This window comes from Vagococcus carniphilus (assembly GCF_014397115.1).
Taxonomy (GTDB): Bacteria; Bacillota; Bacilli; order Lactobacillales; family Vagococcaceae; genus Vagococcus; species Vagococcus carniphilus.
Window position 1 is genome coordinate 2,713,944 of sequence record NZ_CP060720.1, and the last position, 18,008, is coordinate 2,731,951.

Here is an 18,008-nt window from a genome sequence, read left to right on the forward strand (position 1 = left end):
ATCTTTTCAAAATAAAAAAAGCATGACTTTCTATTTAACGATAAATAGAAAGTCATGCTTTTTAATATTTTTATTTTAATGGTAGTAATCAAAACGACCTTTTTTAAGAAGTGTCTTAGTTCCTCCAGTAGTTACTAGGGATTTGTTGATAATATTTTTCTTCATAATAGAACCAATATATCCTTTAACTTCTTTACCCATCACATTACCTAAACCAACATTATTACCAATAGAAGCTACTGTTCCTAATGGTTTATAGGTAAAGGCATCAATTGACTGATTAGATAATTTTGCAGCTAATGCATTTCCAACGTAGATACCTTGTTGAAGTGCAATCTGAGCAGTTGTTGGGAATGGACGATTTGATTCTTTATCCATTACCGCACTAACATCACCAATCATGAAAATTTCTGGGTAGTCGGCAACTGTTAAATCATCTTGAACGACTACACGACCACGTCGTTCATCAAAACCAGACTTACCAACAACCGCACTGCCTCGAACTCCAGTTGTCCAGATAACAGTATTCGCAGTTAACTCTTTTAACTCACCATCTTGTTCATAAACAACTGTATTTTCTTTTATTTCTTTAATTGGTGTTCCAACGATAAAGTTAACACCACGTTTTTTCAGAATATCAATACCATAAGTTCCTAGTTTTTCTGAGAACATTGGTAAAAGTGTAGGCATTGCTTCAATACATGTTATTTTAATTTTATCTTTTGGAAAATTCAATTTTTCTGCTAGCTTAGGAATACGATTTGTAATTTCGCCTAAGTATTCAATACTCGTAAAACCTGCACCACAAACAGCAATTGATAAATCTGCTTCATCTTTTGATTTTGCATAGTTAGCTAAATTATTATCTAAATAAGCTCGGCAACTTTCTGCTGTTTTAATATCAACTAATGGTTTTGAGAATTCATTCACTCCAGGGATACCAAATGTCTCCGATTCAAAGCCTAAAGCAATCACTAAATAATCATAGCTGATTTCACCTTTTTTAGCTAATACTACTTTCTTTTCGTCTTTTTTCACAAGCGTAACCGTGTCTTCAATAAATGTAACTTTATTCTTATCTAACACGTCTTCTACTTTAAATGTAATCTTTCCAGCAGGTTCTGTTCCAGCTGCAACTTCATGTAATTGTGTTGATTCATAATGGTAATCATTTTTATTCACCAGAATAATTTCAGCATTCACATTCTTTTTCTGCAGCTGTTTCACAGTTTTTAATCCAGCATATCCAGCACCTAGTACAACAATTTTTGGTTGACTCATCTTTTTTCCCTCCAGTGATTCTTTCCTTTTCACTATAGGTTTATTTTACTTAAATGTCAATTATTTAGAACTATTCTAGATAAGCAACTACTAAAAACACTTTTAATCTTCTTTTAAAGTTCGTGAAAAATACCATAAACTGAAACTGTTTACTAAACTAACAAAACCACCATAAATTAATAAGTGATTAACAAATTTTGTACGCGACAAACCAAAGGCATTCAATTCAATCAAAATAACTGCAAGACCAAGCATATAAGCACTCATTGTTAATTGACTAGCATTAGCCAATACTTTTTGAGCCAACACAGACGTTTTAGCAGCAATTACTTTTCTGTAATAGTAAAACATGGAAACTAGGATAACAACAATCGATGTAATATTAATTATTAATGACACGATATTTCCCCTTTAATTATTAAGTTTAAAAAACGCTTTTTAATTGTACCACTTTTTTTCTGAAAAAACTATTCATTCCCTTTTTGGAAATGTTGATAGATGTTTTCTGCTACATTCTTTGGCATTCCCTTTTGAATAATTTCCTCAATAGTTGCCTCTTTAATATTTTTGACAGACTTAAAGTTTTTTAGTAATTCTTTCTTACGTTTAGGACCTAGTCCCTCAATTCCATCTAGTTGTGATGAAAAGCTTGTTTTACTTCTTGTTTCTCGATGGAATGTAATAGCAAAACGGTGAACTTCATCTTGAATCCGTTGAAGTAAGAAAAATTCTGGCGAACTTCTTTTTAAAGGAATAATTTCTAATTCTGGGCCAAATAGTAACTCACTTGTTTTATGCTTATCATTTTTAGCTAGACCTGCAATAGGGATATCTAATCCTAATTGATTATCTAAAACTTCTTGTGCTGCGTGAACTTGTCCCTTTCCTCCATCTATTAAGATTAAATCTGGTAAAGGCAAATCTTCTTTTAGTACCCTTGAATAGCGTCTATAAATAACTTCTTTCATCGATGCATAGTCATCTGGACCTTCAACCGATTTTATTTTAAACTTCCGGTAATCTCTTTTGGAAGGTTTTCCATCAACATAAACAACCATTGCTGATACTGGATCAGTTCCCATAATATTCGAATTATCAAAGGCCTCTATTCGTCCTGGTGTTGGGATTCCCATCGCATCACCTAGTTTTTGTATCGCACCTATTGTCCGTTCTTCTTTTCTTTCAATTAAATTAAATTGCTCTGTTAAATAAATATTCGCATTTTTACTAGCTAATTCAACTAATTTTTTCTTTTCACCACGCATTGGTTGAAGAACTTTTGTATCAACAATTGCGGCTACATCTTCTTTTGAAATATCTTTTGGAATCAAGATTTCTTTTGGAATAAAATGTTGGTTCTCTTGATAAAATTGACCAATAAATGTTAAGAAATCTTCTTCAGCTTCATTATAAAAAGGAAAGTCAAAGACACGACGCTCAATCAATTTTCCCTGTCTAACAAAGAAAACTTGAACAACCATCCAACCTTTATCTACAGCATAACCAAATACATCTCGGTCTATAAAATCAGCATTGGTCATCTTTTGTTTCGTCATAATAGACTGAATCGCTTGAATCTGATCTCGGTATTCAGCCGCTCTTTCAAATTCCATGTTGACTGCTGCTTTTTCCATTTTTTCTTCTAATTCTTTTTGAACCGAAACATAACCACCACCATTTAAGAAATGTTTTATTTCTTCAACCATTTTCTTGTATTTTTCTTCCACAATTGGATTAATACACGGTCCTAAACATTGTCCCATATGGTAATACAAACAAACCTCGTTAGGAAGATTTTTACATTTTCTAAGAGGATACATCCGGTCTAACATTTTTTTTGTTTCATTTGCCGCTCGTACATCAGGATAGGGACCAAAATAAGTAGCATTATCCTTCAAAACTTTTCTAGTAATAAGAAGCCTTGGTGCCTTCTCATTAGTAATTTTTATAAAAGGATAGGACTTATCATCTTTTAACATGATATTGTACTTGGGCATATTTTTTTGAATTAAATTAATTTCTAATAGCAATGCTTCTGTATTTGACTCTGTCACAATATATTCAAAATCAACAATTTCACTCACTAAACGTTCTGTCTTCGTATCGTGACTTCCTGTAAAATAAGAGCGAACACGATTTTTTAGTATTTTAGCTTTACCGACATATATAATGGTTTTATTTTTATCTTTCATTAAGTAACAACCTGGTTGATCAGGTAGTAAAGCTAGTTTATTTTTAATTTGCTCATTCATCTCGTCTCACTCCTTAGACATTCCTTTCCTAGTATACCAAGTCGTAAAAAAAAAATCATTCAGCAGTTCTTTTCGAACAACTGAATGATTCATTTTTATAAATGTTTATCAAAAATTGGTGCTAATTGGGCTTTTTGGTGAACACCCACAATATTTTCTACTACTTGACCATCTTTAAACAATAACATGTTTGGAATACTCATGATACCGAATTGTTGGCTTGTTCCAGGATTTTCATCCACGTTTACTTTAACAATTTTAACACGGTCTGTATATTCTTCTGATAATTGTTCTAAAATTGGTGTTTGCATACGACAAGGACCACACCATGGTGCCCAAAAATCAACTAATACTAAACCTTCACTTGTTTCTTCTGTAAAATTTTGATCTGTAATATTTAACAACATACTATATACACTCTCCTAATCACTTATTGCTTACAATGGAATTATACCAAAGGGGGTAATTTACTACTAGTAATTTGCTTAGATTTAAAAACTAACAATCGTTGCGCCATCTCCACCTTGATTAGGTGGGGCATATTCATATTTTTTCACACGACGATTATTTTTTAAGTAATCCTGAACCCCTTTTTTCAACGCACCTGTACCACGTCCATGAACAATGGTTACTTGAGGATATCCTGCTAAAAGGGCTGCATCAATGTATTGATCCACTTCAGCAACGGCTTCTTCAAATCGTTTACCTCTTAAATCAAGTTGTGTTTTAACTGAACTTCTACTTCCACCTGAATCACTTCTAACTGAAGTCATGCGTCTAACTGGTTCTTTTTCAGGAGCAAGTAGTGTCATATTATCTTCTGACACATTCATTTTTAGAATTCCTAATTGAACTTGCCATTCTTTATTGCCTACTTTATTAATGAGCGTACCACGTTGACCAAACGTTTCAACCATGACATCATCGCCAACTTTGAATGTCTTCTTCACTTTTGCTTTTTGTAACACTTTATTCTTAGCTAGATGAGTTTCCTCATGTTTTAAATCAGACAATTGTGTTTTCACATCAATCAATTCATGTTCCTTCACATTACTTGATGAGCTACTTCTTAATTGCATTTGTCTGATATCTGAAATGATTCCTTCAGCTTTTGCTTGGGCTTCTTCAATAATTTCATTAGCTTTTGCTTTTGCTTTATTGAGCTCTTTTTCTCTTTCTTCAAAGAACAGCTCATAAGCTTCTTTTAAATCATGATGAAGACTTTCTGACTCATCTACATAATGACGCATTTCTAGATACTCAGTTTCTGTCATTTTTCGTTGATTTTCTAAATCGGAAATCATCTCATTCAGATCTTGGCTCTCGCCATCAATGATTTGTTTTGATTGCTCAATGATACTAGACGATAGGCCTAAACGCTTAGAAATATCAAAAGCATTACTACGTCCTGGAATACCAATTAATAAATGATAAGTCGGACTTAACGTATCCACATCAAATTCCATACTGGCATTAATCGTACCACTACGATTATAACCATAAACTTTTAGTTCAGGATAATGCGTAGTTGCCATAACAAAGGCACCAATTTGTCCTACTTGATCTAAAATTGAAATAGCTAAAGCCGCACCTTCTTGAGGGTCAGTACCTGCTCCAAGTTCATCAAAAAGAACTAAGCTATCTTTATCTAAATGTTTCAATATATCCACAATGTTTGTCATATGAGAAGAGAAGGTACTCAAATTTTGCTCAATAGACTGCTCATCACCAATATCTGCGTAAACTTCTGAGAACACACCAATCACACTATCTTCATGAGCTGGAATTGGTAAGCCTGCTTGTCCCATCAACTGGAGTAAACCTAATGTTTTAAGGGTAATTGTTTTACCCCCTGTATTAGGTCCTGTAATAACAATCGCTTGGTAAGCTTCCCCTAAAATGATATCATTGGCAACGACTTTTTCAGGAGCAATTAGAGGATGTCTCGCTTGTTTTAACGACACATGTTTCTCTTTACTTAACGCAGGAACAATACCTTTAATAGTTTTACCAAAGACTGCTTTACTATTGATAAAATCAAGCTTTCCTAAAACAAAGGCATTTTGCAAAATATCTTGACGGAACGGCTCTAATTCATTTGATAATTCCGCTAAAATTCGTTCAATTTCTTTTCTTTCAGCAATTTGATGTTGTCTTAGCTTATTATTTAATTCAACTACCTGTCTTGGTTCAACAAAAACAGTTTGACCAGAAGCACTTTGATCGTGAACAACACCACCAAAATGAGAGCGGTACTCACTTTTTACCGGAATAACATAGCGGTCATTTCTCATAGTAACAATTGTATCACTTAAATACTTACTATTACCGCCACGTAAAATACCATCTAACTGCTCCCTAACACCCTGCTCAGCTCGCCTAATACTTTGACGAATTCCTTTTAATTCTGATGAAGCTTCATCAGTCACATGACCATCTTCATCTACAGAAATACGTATAACTTTTGCAAGTTCTGGTAAAGCGACCATTTTATCGCTCCACTCGTATAAACGTTCTAATTCAATTTCTGCTTCTCTTAAATCTTCAAAGAATTGTTGTAATTCAGTAACAGTTCTTAGTACACGACCTACTTGTGCTAACTCTAAGCCATTTAGCATGGCTCCAATTTCAATTCGCTTCATATGCGGCTTTATATTTTCAAGAACTGGAATCGGAATTCCACCTCTTAATCTTAATACTTTTACCGCGTCTTCTGTTTCAATTAAATATTCCTCTATCTTGTCATAGTCTGTTAGAGGAGCTAATTGTTGAAGATGTTCTTCACCCAGTTTCGTCACAATATGTGACGATAACATTTGTTTTACTTTATCAAACTCTAACGTTTGTAATATTTTTTTATTCATATTGTACTCCTTTATGATCTACGCCATATAAACAAGAGGCCGACAATAAATGTCCACCTCTTTTTACTGACATAAACACGACATAATCAACAGTTAAATTCTCTTCTGTTGCTCTTATAAAATAATTTTAGTGATCCACCAATCATTTAACCAACTAGAAACAAGAGGTGTTGCCTCTACTAAAGCTCTAGCAAAAGAACTTTTTCTAAATAAATTTTGAATGAAATCAATTGGTACCATCGACATTAACGTTAAGACAATGGTTAAAGCAACTAATGTAAATAGAGCATTTAAAATACCACCAGCAACTTCATTTCCTTGCCTCATTAATGGTTTAAATGTTAGACCATAACAAATCATCCCAATAAATTTAGTTAGTAACCATCCAAAAAACAAAATCACAACAAAAGCAAAGCCAGCATAAAACGCTTTGTCTAAGTCGAAAATTAAGCTTTTATCAAATAACACCAACGATGTTTTAGGAGTTGGTGCAGGATATGGAATAAGTAATTCAAATTTTTTCCCAAGGGGTTTATAGTAGGATTTTGCAACAATAAACGATAAAAGATATCCTACACTGTAGACCAGCTGTAGCATAAGACCTCGTCTATATCCTGCATAAAAACCTGTTGCTAAAAAAACTAATATTAAGATTGTTAACATATTTTCTAACCTAACTTATTGATTTATTTTTTCTTCTGATTGTTGTTTCTTTGGATTTTTTCTTTAACTTGTTGATTCAACACTTTTTGAACTTCGATATGATTTAGCATCTCTTCTTCTGTTAATTGTCTATTTTCGTTAATCACAGCTTTTCTTGCCTCTTTTTCACGTTCTTCTATTTTACTTAAACGCTCCTCCAGCTCAGCAACTTTTTCAATCTCTTTTTTCAACGCTAAAATTTCATCACGTTGATCTAAGATTACTTCCTGTTGTTTTACTTGAACTGATAGTGTGTTAATTGCTAGAAGAACAGAAGCTTGTTCTCTTGTTAAAGTTGGCGCTTGTCCCATGATAAGCTCTAGTTGTTCATTTGCTAAATCATTGACAATATCCATATGGTAGTGACTTTCATTTCCGATGATTGTATAGGTACTTCCTGCAATTTTAGCCTTATATCTTTTCTTTTCTTCTTGAACCACGACTTATCCTCCTCACCGTTTAGGGACAACCCAATTATTCTTAGATTAATTATATAAGACTTTCCGCCAAATGACAATTTTATCCGTCAATCTCCACTTAAGTTTTTCTTCCAACACATTTCTTTCTCTTTTTTTTACTGTTATACTTAATTCACTGTAAAAAAAAGAATGGATGGATAGTAAAATATGAGTCAATCAATTACTTTAAAATGTCATAAAGACGTTATTAATAAAATGAACACTACTTACCAACAATCATTAACTAAAGTGCCTCCCTATGCTGTATTTTCTGCCAAACTACCTGGAGTAACTGTTACTGCTTATAATTCTGGAAAAGTATTGTTCCAAGGAGTAAATGCTGAAAAAGAAGCAAGCAAATGGGGAGAACCCGAAACTTCTAAAAAAGGGACAAAAAATACAACTACATCAAAAGAAGATTCTTTGCCCTCTGGTTTCTCTAACTGGTCTGTTGTTGGTAGTGACGAAGTTGGTAATGGAAGTTATCTAGGTCCTGTTGTTGTTTGTGCTACTTATGCTAAAAAAGAGCAATTACCACTTTTAAAAGAGTTAGGTGTTAAAGACTCTAAGATGCTAACAGATCCTATGATTAAGAAAATTGCTAAAGATTTAAAGCTTGTTATTCCTTTTCGTCAGCTAATTGTAACACCCAAGAAATATAATGAAATCCAACCAAACTATAATGTAAACCGAATGAAGGTTGCCTTACATAATCAGGCAATTCACCTTCTTTTAAATGATTTGCTACCAGAAAAACCTGAAGGAATTTTAATTGACCAGTTCACAACTGAAAAAAATTATCGTTCTTATTTAAGACAAGAACCAAATCAAGTAACTTCTAATTTGTACTTCAAAACCAAAGGAGAACAATATCATTTATCTGTTGCTGCAGCCTCTATTATTTGCCGGGCTACCTTTTTAGAAGAATTAGACAAAGCAAGTAAAGAACTCGGAATAACTGTTCCATCTGGAGCTGGTACTAAATCAGACCAAGCTGCTGCTAAAATTTTGAAAAAGGGCGGTCTTCCACTATTAGAAAACTATGCCAAACTACACTTTGCTAACACCGAAAAAGCGAAAAAAATTGCTTTTAGATAATTCATATGATGTTTAATAGCCTTTTATTCAATTTTTTTGTATAATGTGAAGTGAAGTTAAACGAAAAGAAATGAGGAATGCAAAATGACAGATACACATAACCATGATCACAATCATGACCATGAAGATATTCATGATGTAGATGATTTAATTACATTAGTAGATGATGAAGGAAATGAAGTCCTATTCCGTATCCACTTAACAATTGATGGACAAGAAGAATTCGGTAAAGACTATGTTTTACTTTATGAAGCAAGCACACCAGAAGGCGAAGAAGTTGAATTGTTAGCTTATGCTTATGAACAAGAAGACGGCGAAGCTGAAGGTCGCTTAATGGAAATTGAAACTGAAGCTGAATGGGAAATGATTGAAGAAGTTTTCAATACATTTGAAGCTGAAGAATTAGACTAATCAAAAAAGTTGTGAGAACCTTGATAGTTCTCACAACTTTTTTTACATTTTTTGATCTAAATAATTTTGAAGAATCATTACAGCAGCTAGTTTATCAATGACTTTCTTACGTTTAGCTCGAGAGGTATTAGCTTGTTCTACTAACATACGCTCTGCTTGAACTGTCGTTAATCTCTCATCTTGATAGACAATGGGTAAGCCAAATTCTTCTTTTAATAAATCTCCATAAGCCATCGAAGCTTCAGCTCTTGGCCCAATCGTGTTATTCATATTTTTAGGTAGACCAACCACAAATTGACTTACTTGGTATTCTTTTACTAATTCAGCAACACGCTCAATTCCAAAAACACCATTTTCTTCATCAATTTTTATGATTTCAACACCTTGTGCTGTCCAACCTAAAGGATCACTTACAGCAACGCCAACTGTTTTAGATCCGACATCAAGCCCCATTGTTCGCATCATCCGTTAATTCCGTAATGAGAAAGGTACTCTTTTACTAATTCTTCCATTATTTCGTCACGTTCATGACGGCGAATTAGGTTACGAGCATCTTGATAGCGTGGAATATACGCAGGGTCTCCTGATAATAAGTAACCAACGATTTGGTTAATAGGATTATACCCTTTTTCTTCAAGCGCACGATAAACAATTGCTAAAGTTTCACTTACTTCTTTTTTATTATCATCATTGAAATCAAATCTCATTGTTTCATCTGTAAAGCTCATTATCTTACCTCCTATTAATTGTATCTTTAGAGTTATTTTACAAGAAAGTTAAAAAAACTACAATCTTTTTCCTTTATTGGTAGACATTTTATGCGTTTACGTCCATATTGAAGTCAAATGCAGAACCTACTACTGCTGACTCAGGTAACTCTAAAATACCTTTTACTTCTGGTGCATTGGGTAAACCCAACTCACGAGCGGAACAAACCATTCCAAAACTTGCTACCCCACGAAGTTCTCCTGGCCAAATAATCATACCATCAGGCATCATTGCGCCAACTTTAGCTACAACTACTTTCAATCCTTGTTTGATATTAGCTGCACCACAAACAATTTGTAGTTCTTCGCCGTTATCTACTTCAATTTTAGTGATATTTAAATGATCTGAATCTTCATGTTTGTTACACTCTTTAACAAATCCAACAACAAATTTAGGTGAATTATCCACTTCAACTGTTGCATCAAATCCAGCCTCTTTAATCACTTCATTTAACTTATCGACTTGTTCTTCAGTTAAGTTAATCTGTCCATTGCCTTCTAATTTAGAAATTTTTTCAGAAGCCATAAAAACATTCCAAGCAACAACTTCGCCTGTTTCCTTAATGGTAACGCGAGCTACGTCACCTTTTCTTTCAGAAACAACTTCTTTTTCTTCACTATTTTTAACAACGATTAACAGTGTATCTCCTACACCTTTTAAGTTATAACTAACAATCATCTAATAATTCCTTTCTTTTAACGTAAAGAAAGTAAGCACCGTTTTAAGCACTTACTTTCCACGATTTATTCTGGTCTAACAATTAAAACATCGCAAGGAGCTGTACGAATAATATGATCACTCACACTACCCATCACGAGACGTTCCACAGCATTTAAACCTGATTGACCTACCATAATTAAATCCGTATTGAATTTTTCTGGTAAATCTTTTGACATCATGACTTTTGGCGATCCATATTCTAAAACAGTTTCCACATTATCATAGCCCAATTCTTTTGCTTCTTCAACGTAACTGTTTAACAATTTTCGAGATTCATCTGATTCAGCTTGCACTAAATCTGGTGTGAATGTTGAAAACGACATGGTACCACCATAAAGTTTGTTTTCAATAATGTGAGCTACGACAACTTTAGCATTGTTTCTTTTTGCTACCGCTATTGCTTTTTCAAAGGCCAATTTCGCTTGGTCACTACCATCTGTTCCGACTAATATGGAATCATACTCTTGTGATTCTATCATACGCTCATCCTCTTTCTATAATGTTTTAATAAATGAAATAATCTCATCTTTGGTTTTTCGGTCTTTGCTGACAAAACGACCTAATTCTTCACCATTTTCTACTGCGATAAAACTTGGAATACCAAATACATCCCATTTTTGACACAATTCGATGTATTCATCTCTGTCAATTTGGATAAATTGAAACTCTGGGAATAGACTTTCAATTTCTGGCATGTGAGGTTTTATAAAGACACAATCACCACACCAATCAGCCGTAAAAAAGAGCATTGTTTTCTTTGTTTCCATTGTATTCGCAATTTCTTCTAAAGATGTTGGTATAAGCATTTATCTCCCTACTTTCCGTAGATAATTTGATCTACTGTTTCTCTATCTAAAGATGTTAATAGTTTCATTACCATCGCTTTAGCTGCTTCATAATCTTTCACACTAAACATTGTTTGATGTGTGTGAATATAACGACCCGGTACACCAATTACTGCACTTGGTACACCATCATTTGCTAAGTGAGCTGCTCCTGCATCCGTTCCACCTTTTGAAACAAAAGTTTGATAAGGAATTTCATGAGCATCTGCTGTTTCTACTATATATTCACGCATACGACCTAACATAATCATACCTGGGTCAAAAATACGTAATAAGAAACCGCCATCTAAACGGCCATTAGCATCTTTTTTACCATCTAAATCATTGGCAGGTGAACAATCTACCGCAAAGAATAAATCAGGTTTAAATTTATTAGTAGAAACTTTTGCTCCACGTAAACCTACTTCTTCTTGAACGTTTGCTCCTGCAATCAACGTATTAGGTAATTCTTTTCCTTTTAACTCTTCTAAAACATCTAAAACAAGTGTACAACCATAACGATTGTCCCATGCTTTACTAATAATTCGTTTACCGTTAGCTGTTTTAATTGTTTCAACGTCAGGTACAATCGAGTCACCCGGTCTTACGCCAAATTCTTCTGCTTCTTCTTTTGAAACAAATCCTGCATCAAATAAAATATCTGCTACGTCTACTTTACTTTGACCATCTGTTCCACGTAATAAATGAGGTGGGACAGAAGAAGAAATCACTGGGTAATTTCCTTTTTTAGTTTGTAACGTAAAGCGTTGTGCTGAAACGACATACGGATTCCAACCGCCTAAAGGAACCACTCTAAATAAGCCGTTATCTAAAATTTGAGCCAACATAAAGCCAACTTCATCCATATGAGAGGCTAACATAATACGAGGCGCATTTTCTTCTTTGCTTTGTTTAATACCAAATACGCCACCTAAACCGTCGTATTCAATTTTATCCACTAAAGGAGTCATTTCCTTTGTCATCACGTCGCGCATATTTCCTTCAAAACCACTAGTGCTTTGAATTTCTGTTAGTTGTTTAATTCGGTTAAATAATTTATCATCCATTTGCCTATCTACTAAAAAAGTAGATCCACCTCTCTTTCTATCTACATCTAATTATAACATAATTAAAGAGAACCATAAAAAAGTTATTACAATCATTTTTATTTTTTTCTTTTCATCCTTTTATGCTACAATGTAATCAATGAATTATCATAAGGAGGTAGAATTATGATTAAAAATAAAAAAAACAATAAAGAGTTCTATCAACACGGATTAACAACAGGCATTGGAATTGGTTTAACAGTTGGTGCCATTAGTGGTGCCGCTCTGACTTACTGGTACAAAAAGAAAAAAACATTATCAGCAGATGATATTTTAGAAAAAGTAAAAGCTGACTTTTTACAAGAAGGCCCAATTGAAGGCTCATGGATTCATTTTAAAAAAGAACCTCTTCAAAAATTTGCCATTAAATCTAAAGTTTACACAGGTGGTATTTCTCGTATTGAAGACGGTGAATTAGCACAATATGAATTTGTTGCTGATGCTTATACAGGTACTATTTTAGATATTTATAGACTATGAGATATAAACCTTTAAACTATTTACTAGTTTGGAGGTTTTTTTATGTACTCATTTATAATAAATAAAGGAATTCTATCAAAAGTTCCAAAATATTCCTCTCTATTTTGCTAAACTTCCTTTAATATTCTTTTCATTTAAAGGATAATAAATTTAAGGAGAGGTGATAAAAATGAGTGAATCAATTTTAAGCATAAACTTAAAAAAATTTAGAAGAGAAAATAACCTGACCCAACAAGAATTAGCAGAAATGTTAGATGTCAGCGATAAAAGTATTTCAAAATGGGAATTAGGTCACACTTATCCTAGTAAAAAAAATATGATCAACATTGCTAATGTTCTCAATATTTCTGTTGAATTACTCTTATTAGAGGAACTAACCGAAGAAAATCAAAATACTAAAAAGTTAAGCAAAAATAAACTTATTTCTTTATTAGTAATTGGTTGCCTCTTATTTATTTCTCTAAACATTTATTATGGTATTAATTTAATCAAAGAAAAAGATAATCAGATTCAAAAATTACAAAATAAAGCATCTAAACAAAATGAATTATTAAATAGAACTTATAGTTATAAAATTGTTGTTTTACTTGAACCAAATACTTCAGAAGAGACAATTACCGAGTGGGAAAATTTATTAAAAAACCAATATAGAATTTCTAAATTTCAACTTTTACCTAATAAGTTGGCTCAAGATATCATGATTGATTTTACTGTTCAAGCTAAAAATAACGATGAAATGAATATTATATTCAAAGAAATTAAAGAATCCGCACCAAACTTAAAAAATATTGAATCCTTTTATTTATAGAGTTTATCTCAGCTTTAAAACTTGTATCAAAATAAAAAAAGCATTCAAAGTTAGAATGCTTTTTTCTTTATATTAATCTTTCTTTTTCAATTTCTAGAATAGATAGTAATTTTTCTCCTGCATAATCAGCAGCCTCTTTATCATTTTTATAATAAGTAGTTCCTGCTTCATCATCAGCTAAATCCGTAACAGCGTTTAATGAGATAAATGGGATATCATTAACAAAACAGCAATGAGCTATACTACTAGTCTCCATATCCACGATAAGAGGATGATAAGTTTTTATTATCTCTTTTTTATCTTGACTACTACCAATAAAAGATTCACCTGATACAATTTTTCCTTGTTTGTCATCATCAAAATGTTCTGCAAAAATAGTAACTAAGTGACTATCTCCCTTAAAAGCTGTTCTAAAAGGAAACATATTTTTCATTTGCTTAACTCTAACGTCATGATAGCTAAAACTTTTCCCCAAGACAACATCAAAAGGCTCTAAACTATCAGATAATCCTCCACCTACACCGATGTTTATAATGCCATCTGGTTTAAAATGATCAACCATAATTTGAGTATAAATAGAAGCATTCGTCTTTCCAACACCACTAGCAACTATAATTAATTCGTGATTATTATAGTTTCCTTGATAATAAATGTTACGTTTCAATTGAATTTCTTTGACTTCCTTACACTTAGATAAAACATACTCAATTTCAATTGGCATCGCCGATACAATCCCCAACTTCATATCCTTCACCATTCCTTTTTTTACTATTGTGGTCGTTCAAACGTCTCATTACATAAATAAAAATATCATCCGATAAATAAAAAAACATAACCTTTACATATTAATAAAAAATTCAAATATCTCTTTAAAAAATATTCAAATTCATCATTATTTATTAAAATAGTTTCAATACAATCTATTCGATAATTATAATTTGCTTATCAATAAAATGTCAATAAAACCACCTCACAAACAAAATATTTAGCAAACTAATAATTTTTATTTCAATAAAAATCTTAATAACTGGCTACTTAGTTTAATTAAAATGACTAGAAAAAAACCACTAGCTTAGACTAGTGGTAAAAAGCAGTTGTTTATTTACATTGGAGGAGTAAATAAACATAAAAGTTTGTTAGGATCGTTTGTTTCGTTGATACACATAAATAGTACAGTTAAACTATGAAAATATCACTTCTACTCTATTTCTTTTCTACGAATTTTTTTTTAAGAAAGGATTAAGACATAATCTACTTCATCAGTTAAACGTTACTACAACCTGTTTAAATCATTCAATATTTGATTAACCATTTCTTTTTTAGTCACATTTTCAAAAATCACTTTCTCATCTTGAATCCCTAAAACATCATACTCTAAAAACCAGTTTCTCATCTTCTCTTCACTAAAACTTGCTCCTTTTTTAGTTCGATGTCTTTTTAACGTTTCTTCAAATGACAAATCATAATAATAAGCATAAACAAAATCAGCTTTTCCTATGACGTTTCTTAACATATCTCCGTATTTAGCTTCGCCCAATATTCCTTCAACTATTGTATACTTACAATTTTTAATTCCATATTCAATCTGTACTTCAATTAAGCCAATAGCTAAATTCATAGGCTCATCTTTCACACTAAGCATACTGCGTCTAACATAATCTTGAGAAATTAGTAAATTTCCTTCACCTAGTATTTCATGTAGCTCCTTTGCTACACTAGTCTTACCACTTACTGAATTTCCTCGTATTAAAATAACAGTTGACATAATAACTCTACTCCTAAATTTATTTTTTCTATTTATTTATAGCATAAATTAACAACTTAAATAACAAAAATTATTTTATTGTGGTATATTAAAAGAAAGGAGGAGATTAAAAATGTTAACAAGTAAGTACAAAAAAATTTTAGTGGCAGTTGATGGATCGGAACATGCGGATAAAGCTTTTGAAGAGGCTATGGATACAGCCAAAAGAAACAACAGTATTCTTGAAATTGTTTTTGTGATTAATGTAATAAACATGGAAACTACCTCGTTCGCTTATTCTAGAGCACTTCCTAACTTCTTAGAAGATGAAAGAAAGCTTGCTGATGATGAGTTGAATAAAAAAATGGAGCAAGCTAAAGCTGAGGGTGTTCAAGAAGTAAAAGTCTTTTCAGATATTGCTGATCCAAAACGACGCATTGTTGAGTTTGCAGAAGAAGAAAAAGTTGATTTAGTTATTATGGGAGCAACTGGTAAAGGAGCTATTGAAAGAGCTCTTATCGGTTCTACAACATCATATGTTGTCAACCATGCACCATGTAACGTTCTTGTAGTCAAATAATTCTAATTGCTATTAAAATTTTCAAAGCCAAAGAGCATAAAACTCTTTGGCTTTTTTATATTATTTCATAAAAAAACCACTAGCTTAAACTAGTGGTAAAAAGGAGTTGTTTATTTACTTTGGAGGAGTAAATAAAAGTTTATTAGGGTTGTTTGTTTTGTTGGTATACTCATATAATAACTTCTAATTGTGAATTTTATGTGATAGAGGTTTTGACTTTAGTTGAAATTTTATAAAAGAAAAATTAAGACGTTTTTAATTTTCAAAACGATTCATCAATTTTTTTTGATGGCTTGATAAAATATCGTCTAACTGGATATTATATTTATCAGCTAAAATAAAAACATTATCAAGAACATCCCCTAGCTCTTCCTTTAAATCTTCAACTAATTCATTCTCTGTCTTCTTTGCTTCATCTGGTCTATCTCGCCCAATTTCAATGCTTCTAACAGCTCTTGCTACTTCTCCAGTTTCTTCTGCTAAAAAATTAGCTCTAATGAATGGATTTAATTCATACCAGCCTCTTTTCTTATAAAATTGACTGACCCAACTCTGATATTTTTGAATATTCATTTCTTTGTTCCCCTTCCATTACATTTTCACTATGGTATCATATATTGAGTCTTAGGAGGTATAAAATGAAAAAAATCGCTATATATTGTGGTGCAAGTACTGGTAACAAAAATATTTATGAAGAAAAAACAAAAGAACTAGGACAATGGATGGTCAAAAATCATTATGGCCTAGTTTACGGCGGTGGCGCAGTCGGATTAATGGGAGTTATTGCTGATACTATTATTGAAAATCAGGGCCATACTATTGGGGTTATGCCTACTTTTCTTTCTGAAAGAGAATTAGCCCATCATGGACTAGATGAATTAATTATTGTTCAAGATATGCATGAAAGAAAACGAAAAATGATTGACCTAGCCGATGTCTTCATTGCTTTACCTGGAGGTCCTGGAACTTTAGAGGAAATTTCTGAAGTTATCTCTTGGGGTAGGATTGGTGAGCATCAAAACCCTTGTATTTTTTACAATGTAGACGGCTATTACGACACACTTGCTGAATTTTTTGATCAAATGGTTAAAACTAATTTTCTAACTTTAGAAGATCGTCAAAAAATATTATTTTCTAATTCACTTGATGACATTGAACAATTTATTATTAACTACAAAGCTCCTGTTATTAGGACATATAAAAAAGACAAAGCTAACTAAGCTTTGTCCTTTTCATGAAATACCGCTTCTAAACGATAAATAGGTTGTCCTTTTTGAGAAAATTTCTCTTCATACTCTGTCATAATATTACCTTCATAATCACTATGATGCAAGTCTAACCAAACTCGTTTTAATGTCATTCCATACCAAGTAACACTAGCAAGTGAGTATTCAAATAAACCTTGGTTATCTGTTTTAAAATGAAGTTCTGCTTTTGGTTTAGCAATTGTTTCATATGTTTTTAAGAATGTGTGATAAGTTAAGCGACGTTTCTCATGACGTGTTTTTGGCCATGGATCTGAAAAGTTTAAATAAACTAAATCAACTTCACTATCTGCAAAATAATCTGTTAAATCAGCCCCATTAACTAATAAGAGTTGTAAGTTCGGTAATTTCTCTTCTAATTGTTTTTCTAAAATAGAGATAATCGCATTTGTTTGGAGCTCAATTCCAATATAGTTAATTTCTGGATTGGCTTTAGCCATCTCAACGATAAATTGTCCCTTACCACTACCTACTTCAATATGAATAGGCTGCGTTTTTTCAAAACGTTTTTGCCACTGCCCGCGCCAATCACTTGCATCTGTTAAGATATACTCTGGATGATTTAGAATAGTTTCTTTTGCTCCTGGTTTGTTTCGTAATCTCATGTTTTTCTCCTTTTAAAAACCTTATTCGTAAAGAAAAGGTTG

Annotated in this window: 23 protein-coding genes; 6 read left to right on the forward strand and 17 right to left on the reverse strand. The window is 32.4% G+C overall.

Going from position 1 to position 18,008, the window contains the following annotated elements:
- Positions 1-75 precede the first annotated feature (75 nt).
- The 7 genes from H9L18_RS13165 to zapA form a co-directional block, all read right to left on the reverse strand.
- Positions 76-1,281 carry an NAD(P)/FAD-dependent oxidoreductase gene (locus tag H9L18_RS13165; protein ID WP_126792788.1) on the reverse strand — a complete coding sequence of 402 codons (1,206 nt, stop codon included), beginning with the start codon at positions 1,279-1,281 and terminating at the stop codon, positions 76-78.
- Positions 1,282-1,383: 102 nt separating this feature from the next.
- Positions 1,384-1,680, reverse strand: a complete 297-nt coding sequence (locus H9L18_RS13170; protein WP_126792790.1) for a hypothetical protein — start codon at positions 1,678-1,680, stop codon at positions 1,384-1,386.
- A 68-nt stretch (positions 1,681-1,748) separates the two neighbouring features.
- Positions 1,749-3,533: an excinuclease ABC subunit UvrC gene (gene uvrC / locus H9L18_RS13175; RefSeq protein ID WP_126792792.1), complete on the reverse strand. Its 1,785-nt coding sequence runs from the start codon at positions 3,531-3,533 to the stop codon at positions 1,749-1,751.
- A 95-nt stretch (positions 3,534-3,628) separates the two neighbouring features.
- Entirely contained in the window at positions 3,629-3,940 is a 312-nt protein-coding gene (gene trxA, locus H9L18_RS13180) for a thioredoxin (RefSeq protein WP_126792794.1), read from the reverse strand.
- 84 nt (positions 3,941-4,024) lie between these two features.
- On the reverse strand, positions 4,025-6,397 hold the full coding sequence (locus H9L18_RS13185) for an endonuclease MutS2 (protein ID WP_126792797.1): 2,373 nt from the start codon (positions 6,395-6,397) through the stop codon (positions 4,025-4,027).
- 114 nt (positions 6,398-6,511) lie between these two features.
- Positions 6,512-7,060, reverse strand: coding sequence for a CvpA family protein (locus H9L18_RS13190; RefSeq protein ID WP_126792799.1), 549 nt, complete (start codon positions 7,058-7,060; stop codon positions 6,512-6,514).
- A 23-nt stretch (positions 7,061-7,083) separates the two neighbouring features.
- Positions 7,084-7,539, reverse strand: a complete 456-nt coding sequence (gene zapA / locus H9L18_RS13195) for a cell division protein ZapA (RefSeq protein ID WP_126792801.1) — start codon at positions 7,537-7,539, stop codon at positions 7,084-7,086.
- 186 nt (positions 7,540-7,725) lie between these two features.
- Between zapA and rnhC the strand changes: the two genes are divergently transcribed.
- Together rnhC and H9L18_RS13205 are read left to right on the forward strand one after the other, a co-directional pair.
- A complete protein-coding gene (gene rnhC, locus H9L18_RS13200) occupies positions 7,726-8,655 on the forward strand; it encodes a ribonuclease HIII (RefSeq protein ID WP_126792803.1) in 930 nt (309 codons plus the stop codon).
- An 84-nt stretch (positions 8,656-8,739) separates the two neighbouring features.
- Positions 8,740-9,066, forward strand: a complete 327-nt coding sequence (locus tag H9L18_RS13205; protein ID WP_126792805.1) for a DUF1292 domain-containing protein — start codon at positions 8,740-8,742, stop codon at positions 9,064-9,066.
- A gap of 42 nt (positions 9,067-9,108) precedes the next feature.
- Here the strand turns inward: H9L18_RS13205 and ruvX are convergent, their stop codons facing one another.
- The 6 genes from ruvX to pepA all read right to left on the reverse strand — a co-directional run bounded on the left by ruvX (position 9,109) and on the right by pepA (position 12,445).
- On the reverse strand, positions 9,109-9,528 hold the full coding sequence (gene ruvX, locus H9L18_RS13210; protein WP_126793015.1) for a Holliday junction resolvase RuvX: 420 nt from the start codon (positions 9,526-9,528) through the stop codon (positions 9,109-9,111).
- A complete protein-coding gene (locus tag H9L18_RS13215; protein WP_126792808.1) occupies positions 9,528-9,794 on the reverse strand; it encodes an IreB family regulatory phosphoprotein in 267 nt (88 codons plus the stop codon). The genes ruvX and H9L18_RS13215 overlap by 1 nt, the downstream gene beginning before the upstream one ends.
- Before the next feature lie 88 nt (positions 9,795-9,882).
- Positions 9,883-10,512 (reverse strand): YtpR family tRNA-binding protein, encoded by a 630-nt coding sequence (ytpR, locus tag H9L18_RS13220; RefSeq protein WP_126792810.1) that lies wholly within the window; start codon positions 10,510-10,512, stop codon positions 9,883-9,885.
- A 65-nt stretch (positions 10,513-10,577) separates the two neighbouring features.
- Positions 10,578-11,030: a universal stress protein gene (locus tag H9L18_RS13225; protein WP_126793017.1), complete on the reverse strand. Its 453-nt coding sequence runs from the start codon at positions 11,028-11,030 to the stop codon at positions 10,578-10,580.
- Positions 11,031-11,048: 18 nt separating this feature from the next.
- Complete coding sequence (locus H9L18_RS13230) at positions 11,049-11,360, reverse strand: thioredoxin family protein (protein ID WP_126792812.1); 312 nt, start codon at positions 11,358-11,360, stop codon at positions 11,049-11,051.
- Between the two features lie 8 nt (positions 11,361-11,368).
- Positions 11,369-12,445: a glutamyl aminopeptidase gene (gene pepA, locus H9L18_RS13235; protein WP_126792814.1), complete on the reverse strand. Its 1,077-nt coding sequence runs from the start codon at positions 12,443-12,445 to the stop codon at positions 11,369-11,371.
- A gap of 165 nt (positions 12,446-12,610) precedes the next feature.
- Here pepA and H9L18_RS13240 point away from each other — a divergent pair, with 165 nt between their 5' ends.
- Together H9L18_RS13240 and H9L18_RS13245 are read left to right on the forward strand one after the other, a co-directional pair.
- On the forward strand, positions 12,611-12,964 hold the full coding sequence (locus H9L18_RS13240; protein ID WP_126792816.1) for a PepSY domain-containing protein: 354 nt from the start codon (positions 12,611-12,613) through the stop codon (positions 12,962-12,964).
- 169 nt (positions 12,965-13,133) lie between these two features.
- Positions 13,134-13,772 (forward strand): helix-turn-helix domain-containing protein, encoded by a 639-nt coding sequence (locus H9L18_RS13245; protein ID WP_126792818.1) that lies wholly within the window; start codon positions 13,134-13,136, stop codon positions 13,770-13,772.
- A 67-nt stretch (positions 13,773-13,839) separates the two neighbouring features.
- On the opposite strand, the gene mtnN is transcribed toward H9L18_RS13245, so the two are convergent.
- Together mtnN and H9L18_RS13255 are read right to left on the reverse strand one after the other, a co-directional pair.
- Positions 13,840-14,511 (reverse strand): 5'-methylthioadenosine/S-adenosylhomocysteine nucleosidase, encoded by a 672-nt coding sequence (mtnN, locus tag H9L18_RS13250; RefSeq protein ID WP_185847447.1) that lies wholly within the window; start codon positions 14,509-14,511, stop codon positions 13,840-13,842.
- 534 nt (positions 14,512-15,045) lie between these two features.
- Positions 15,046-15,537, reverse strand: coding sequence for a P-loop NTPase family protein (locus H9L18_RS13255; RefSeq protein WP_126792822.1), 492 nt, complete (start codon positions 15,535-15,537; stop codon positions 15,046-15,048).
- A 112-nt stretch (positions 15,538-15,649) separates the two neighbouring features.
- Between H9L18_RS13255 and H9L18_RS13260 the strand changes: the two genes are divergently transcribed.
- Entirely contained in the window at positions 15,650-16,096 is a 447-nt protein-coding gene (locus H9L18_RS13260; protein ID WP_126792824.1) for a universal stress protein, read from the forward strand.
- 255 nt (positions 16,097-16,351) lie between these two features.
- On the opposite strand, the gene H9L18_RS13265 is transcribed toward H9L18_RS13260, so the two are convergent.
- Positions 16,352-16,669 (reverse strand): MazG nucleotide pyrophosphohydrolase domain-containing protein, encoded by a 318-nt coding sequence (locus H9L18_RS13265; RefSeq protein ID WP_126792826.1) that lies wholly within the window; start codon positions 16,667-16,669, stop codon positions 16,352-16,354.
- 65 nt (positions 16,670-16,734) lie between these two features.
- Between H9L18_RS13265 and H9L18_RS13270 the strand changes: the two genes are divergently transcribed.
- Entirely contained in the window at positions 16,735-17,316 is a 582-nt protein-coding gene (locus tag H9L18_RS13270) for an LOG family protein (protein ID WP_126792828.1), read from the forward strand.
- Here the strand turns inward: H9L18_RS13270 and trmB are convergent.
- Entirely contained in the window at positions 17,313-17,966 is a 654-nt protein-coding gene (gene trmB, locus H9L18_RS13275) for a tRNA (guanosine(46)-N7)-methyltransferase TrmB (protein WP_126792830.1), read from the reverse strand. The two genes, H9L18_RS13270 and trmB, sit on opposite strands and share 4 nt — an antisense overlap.
- Positions 17,967-18,008 lie beyond the last annotated feature (42 nt).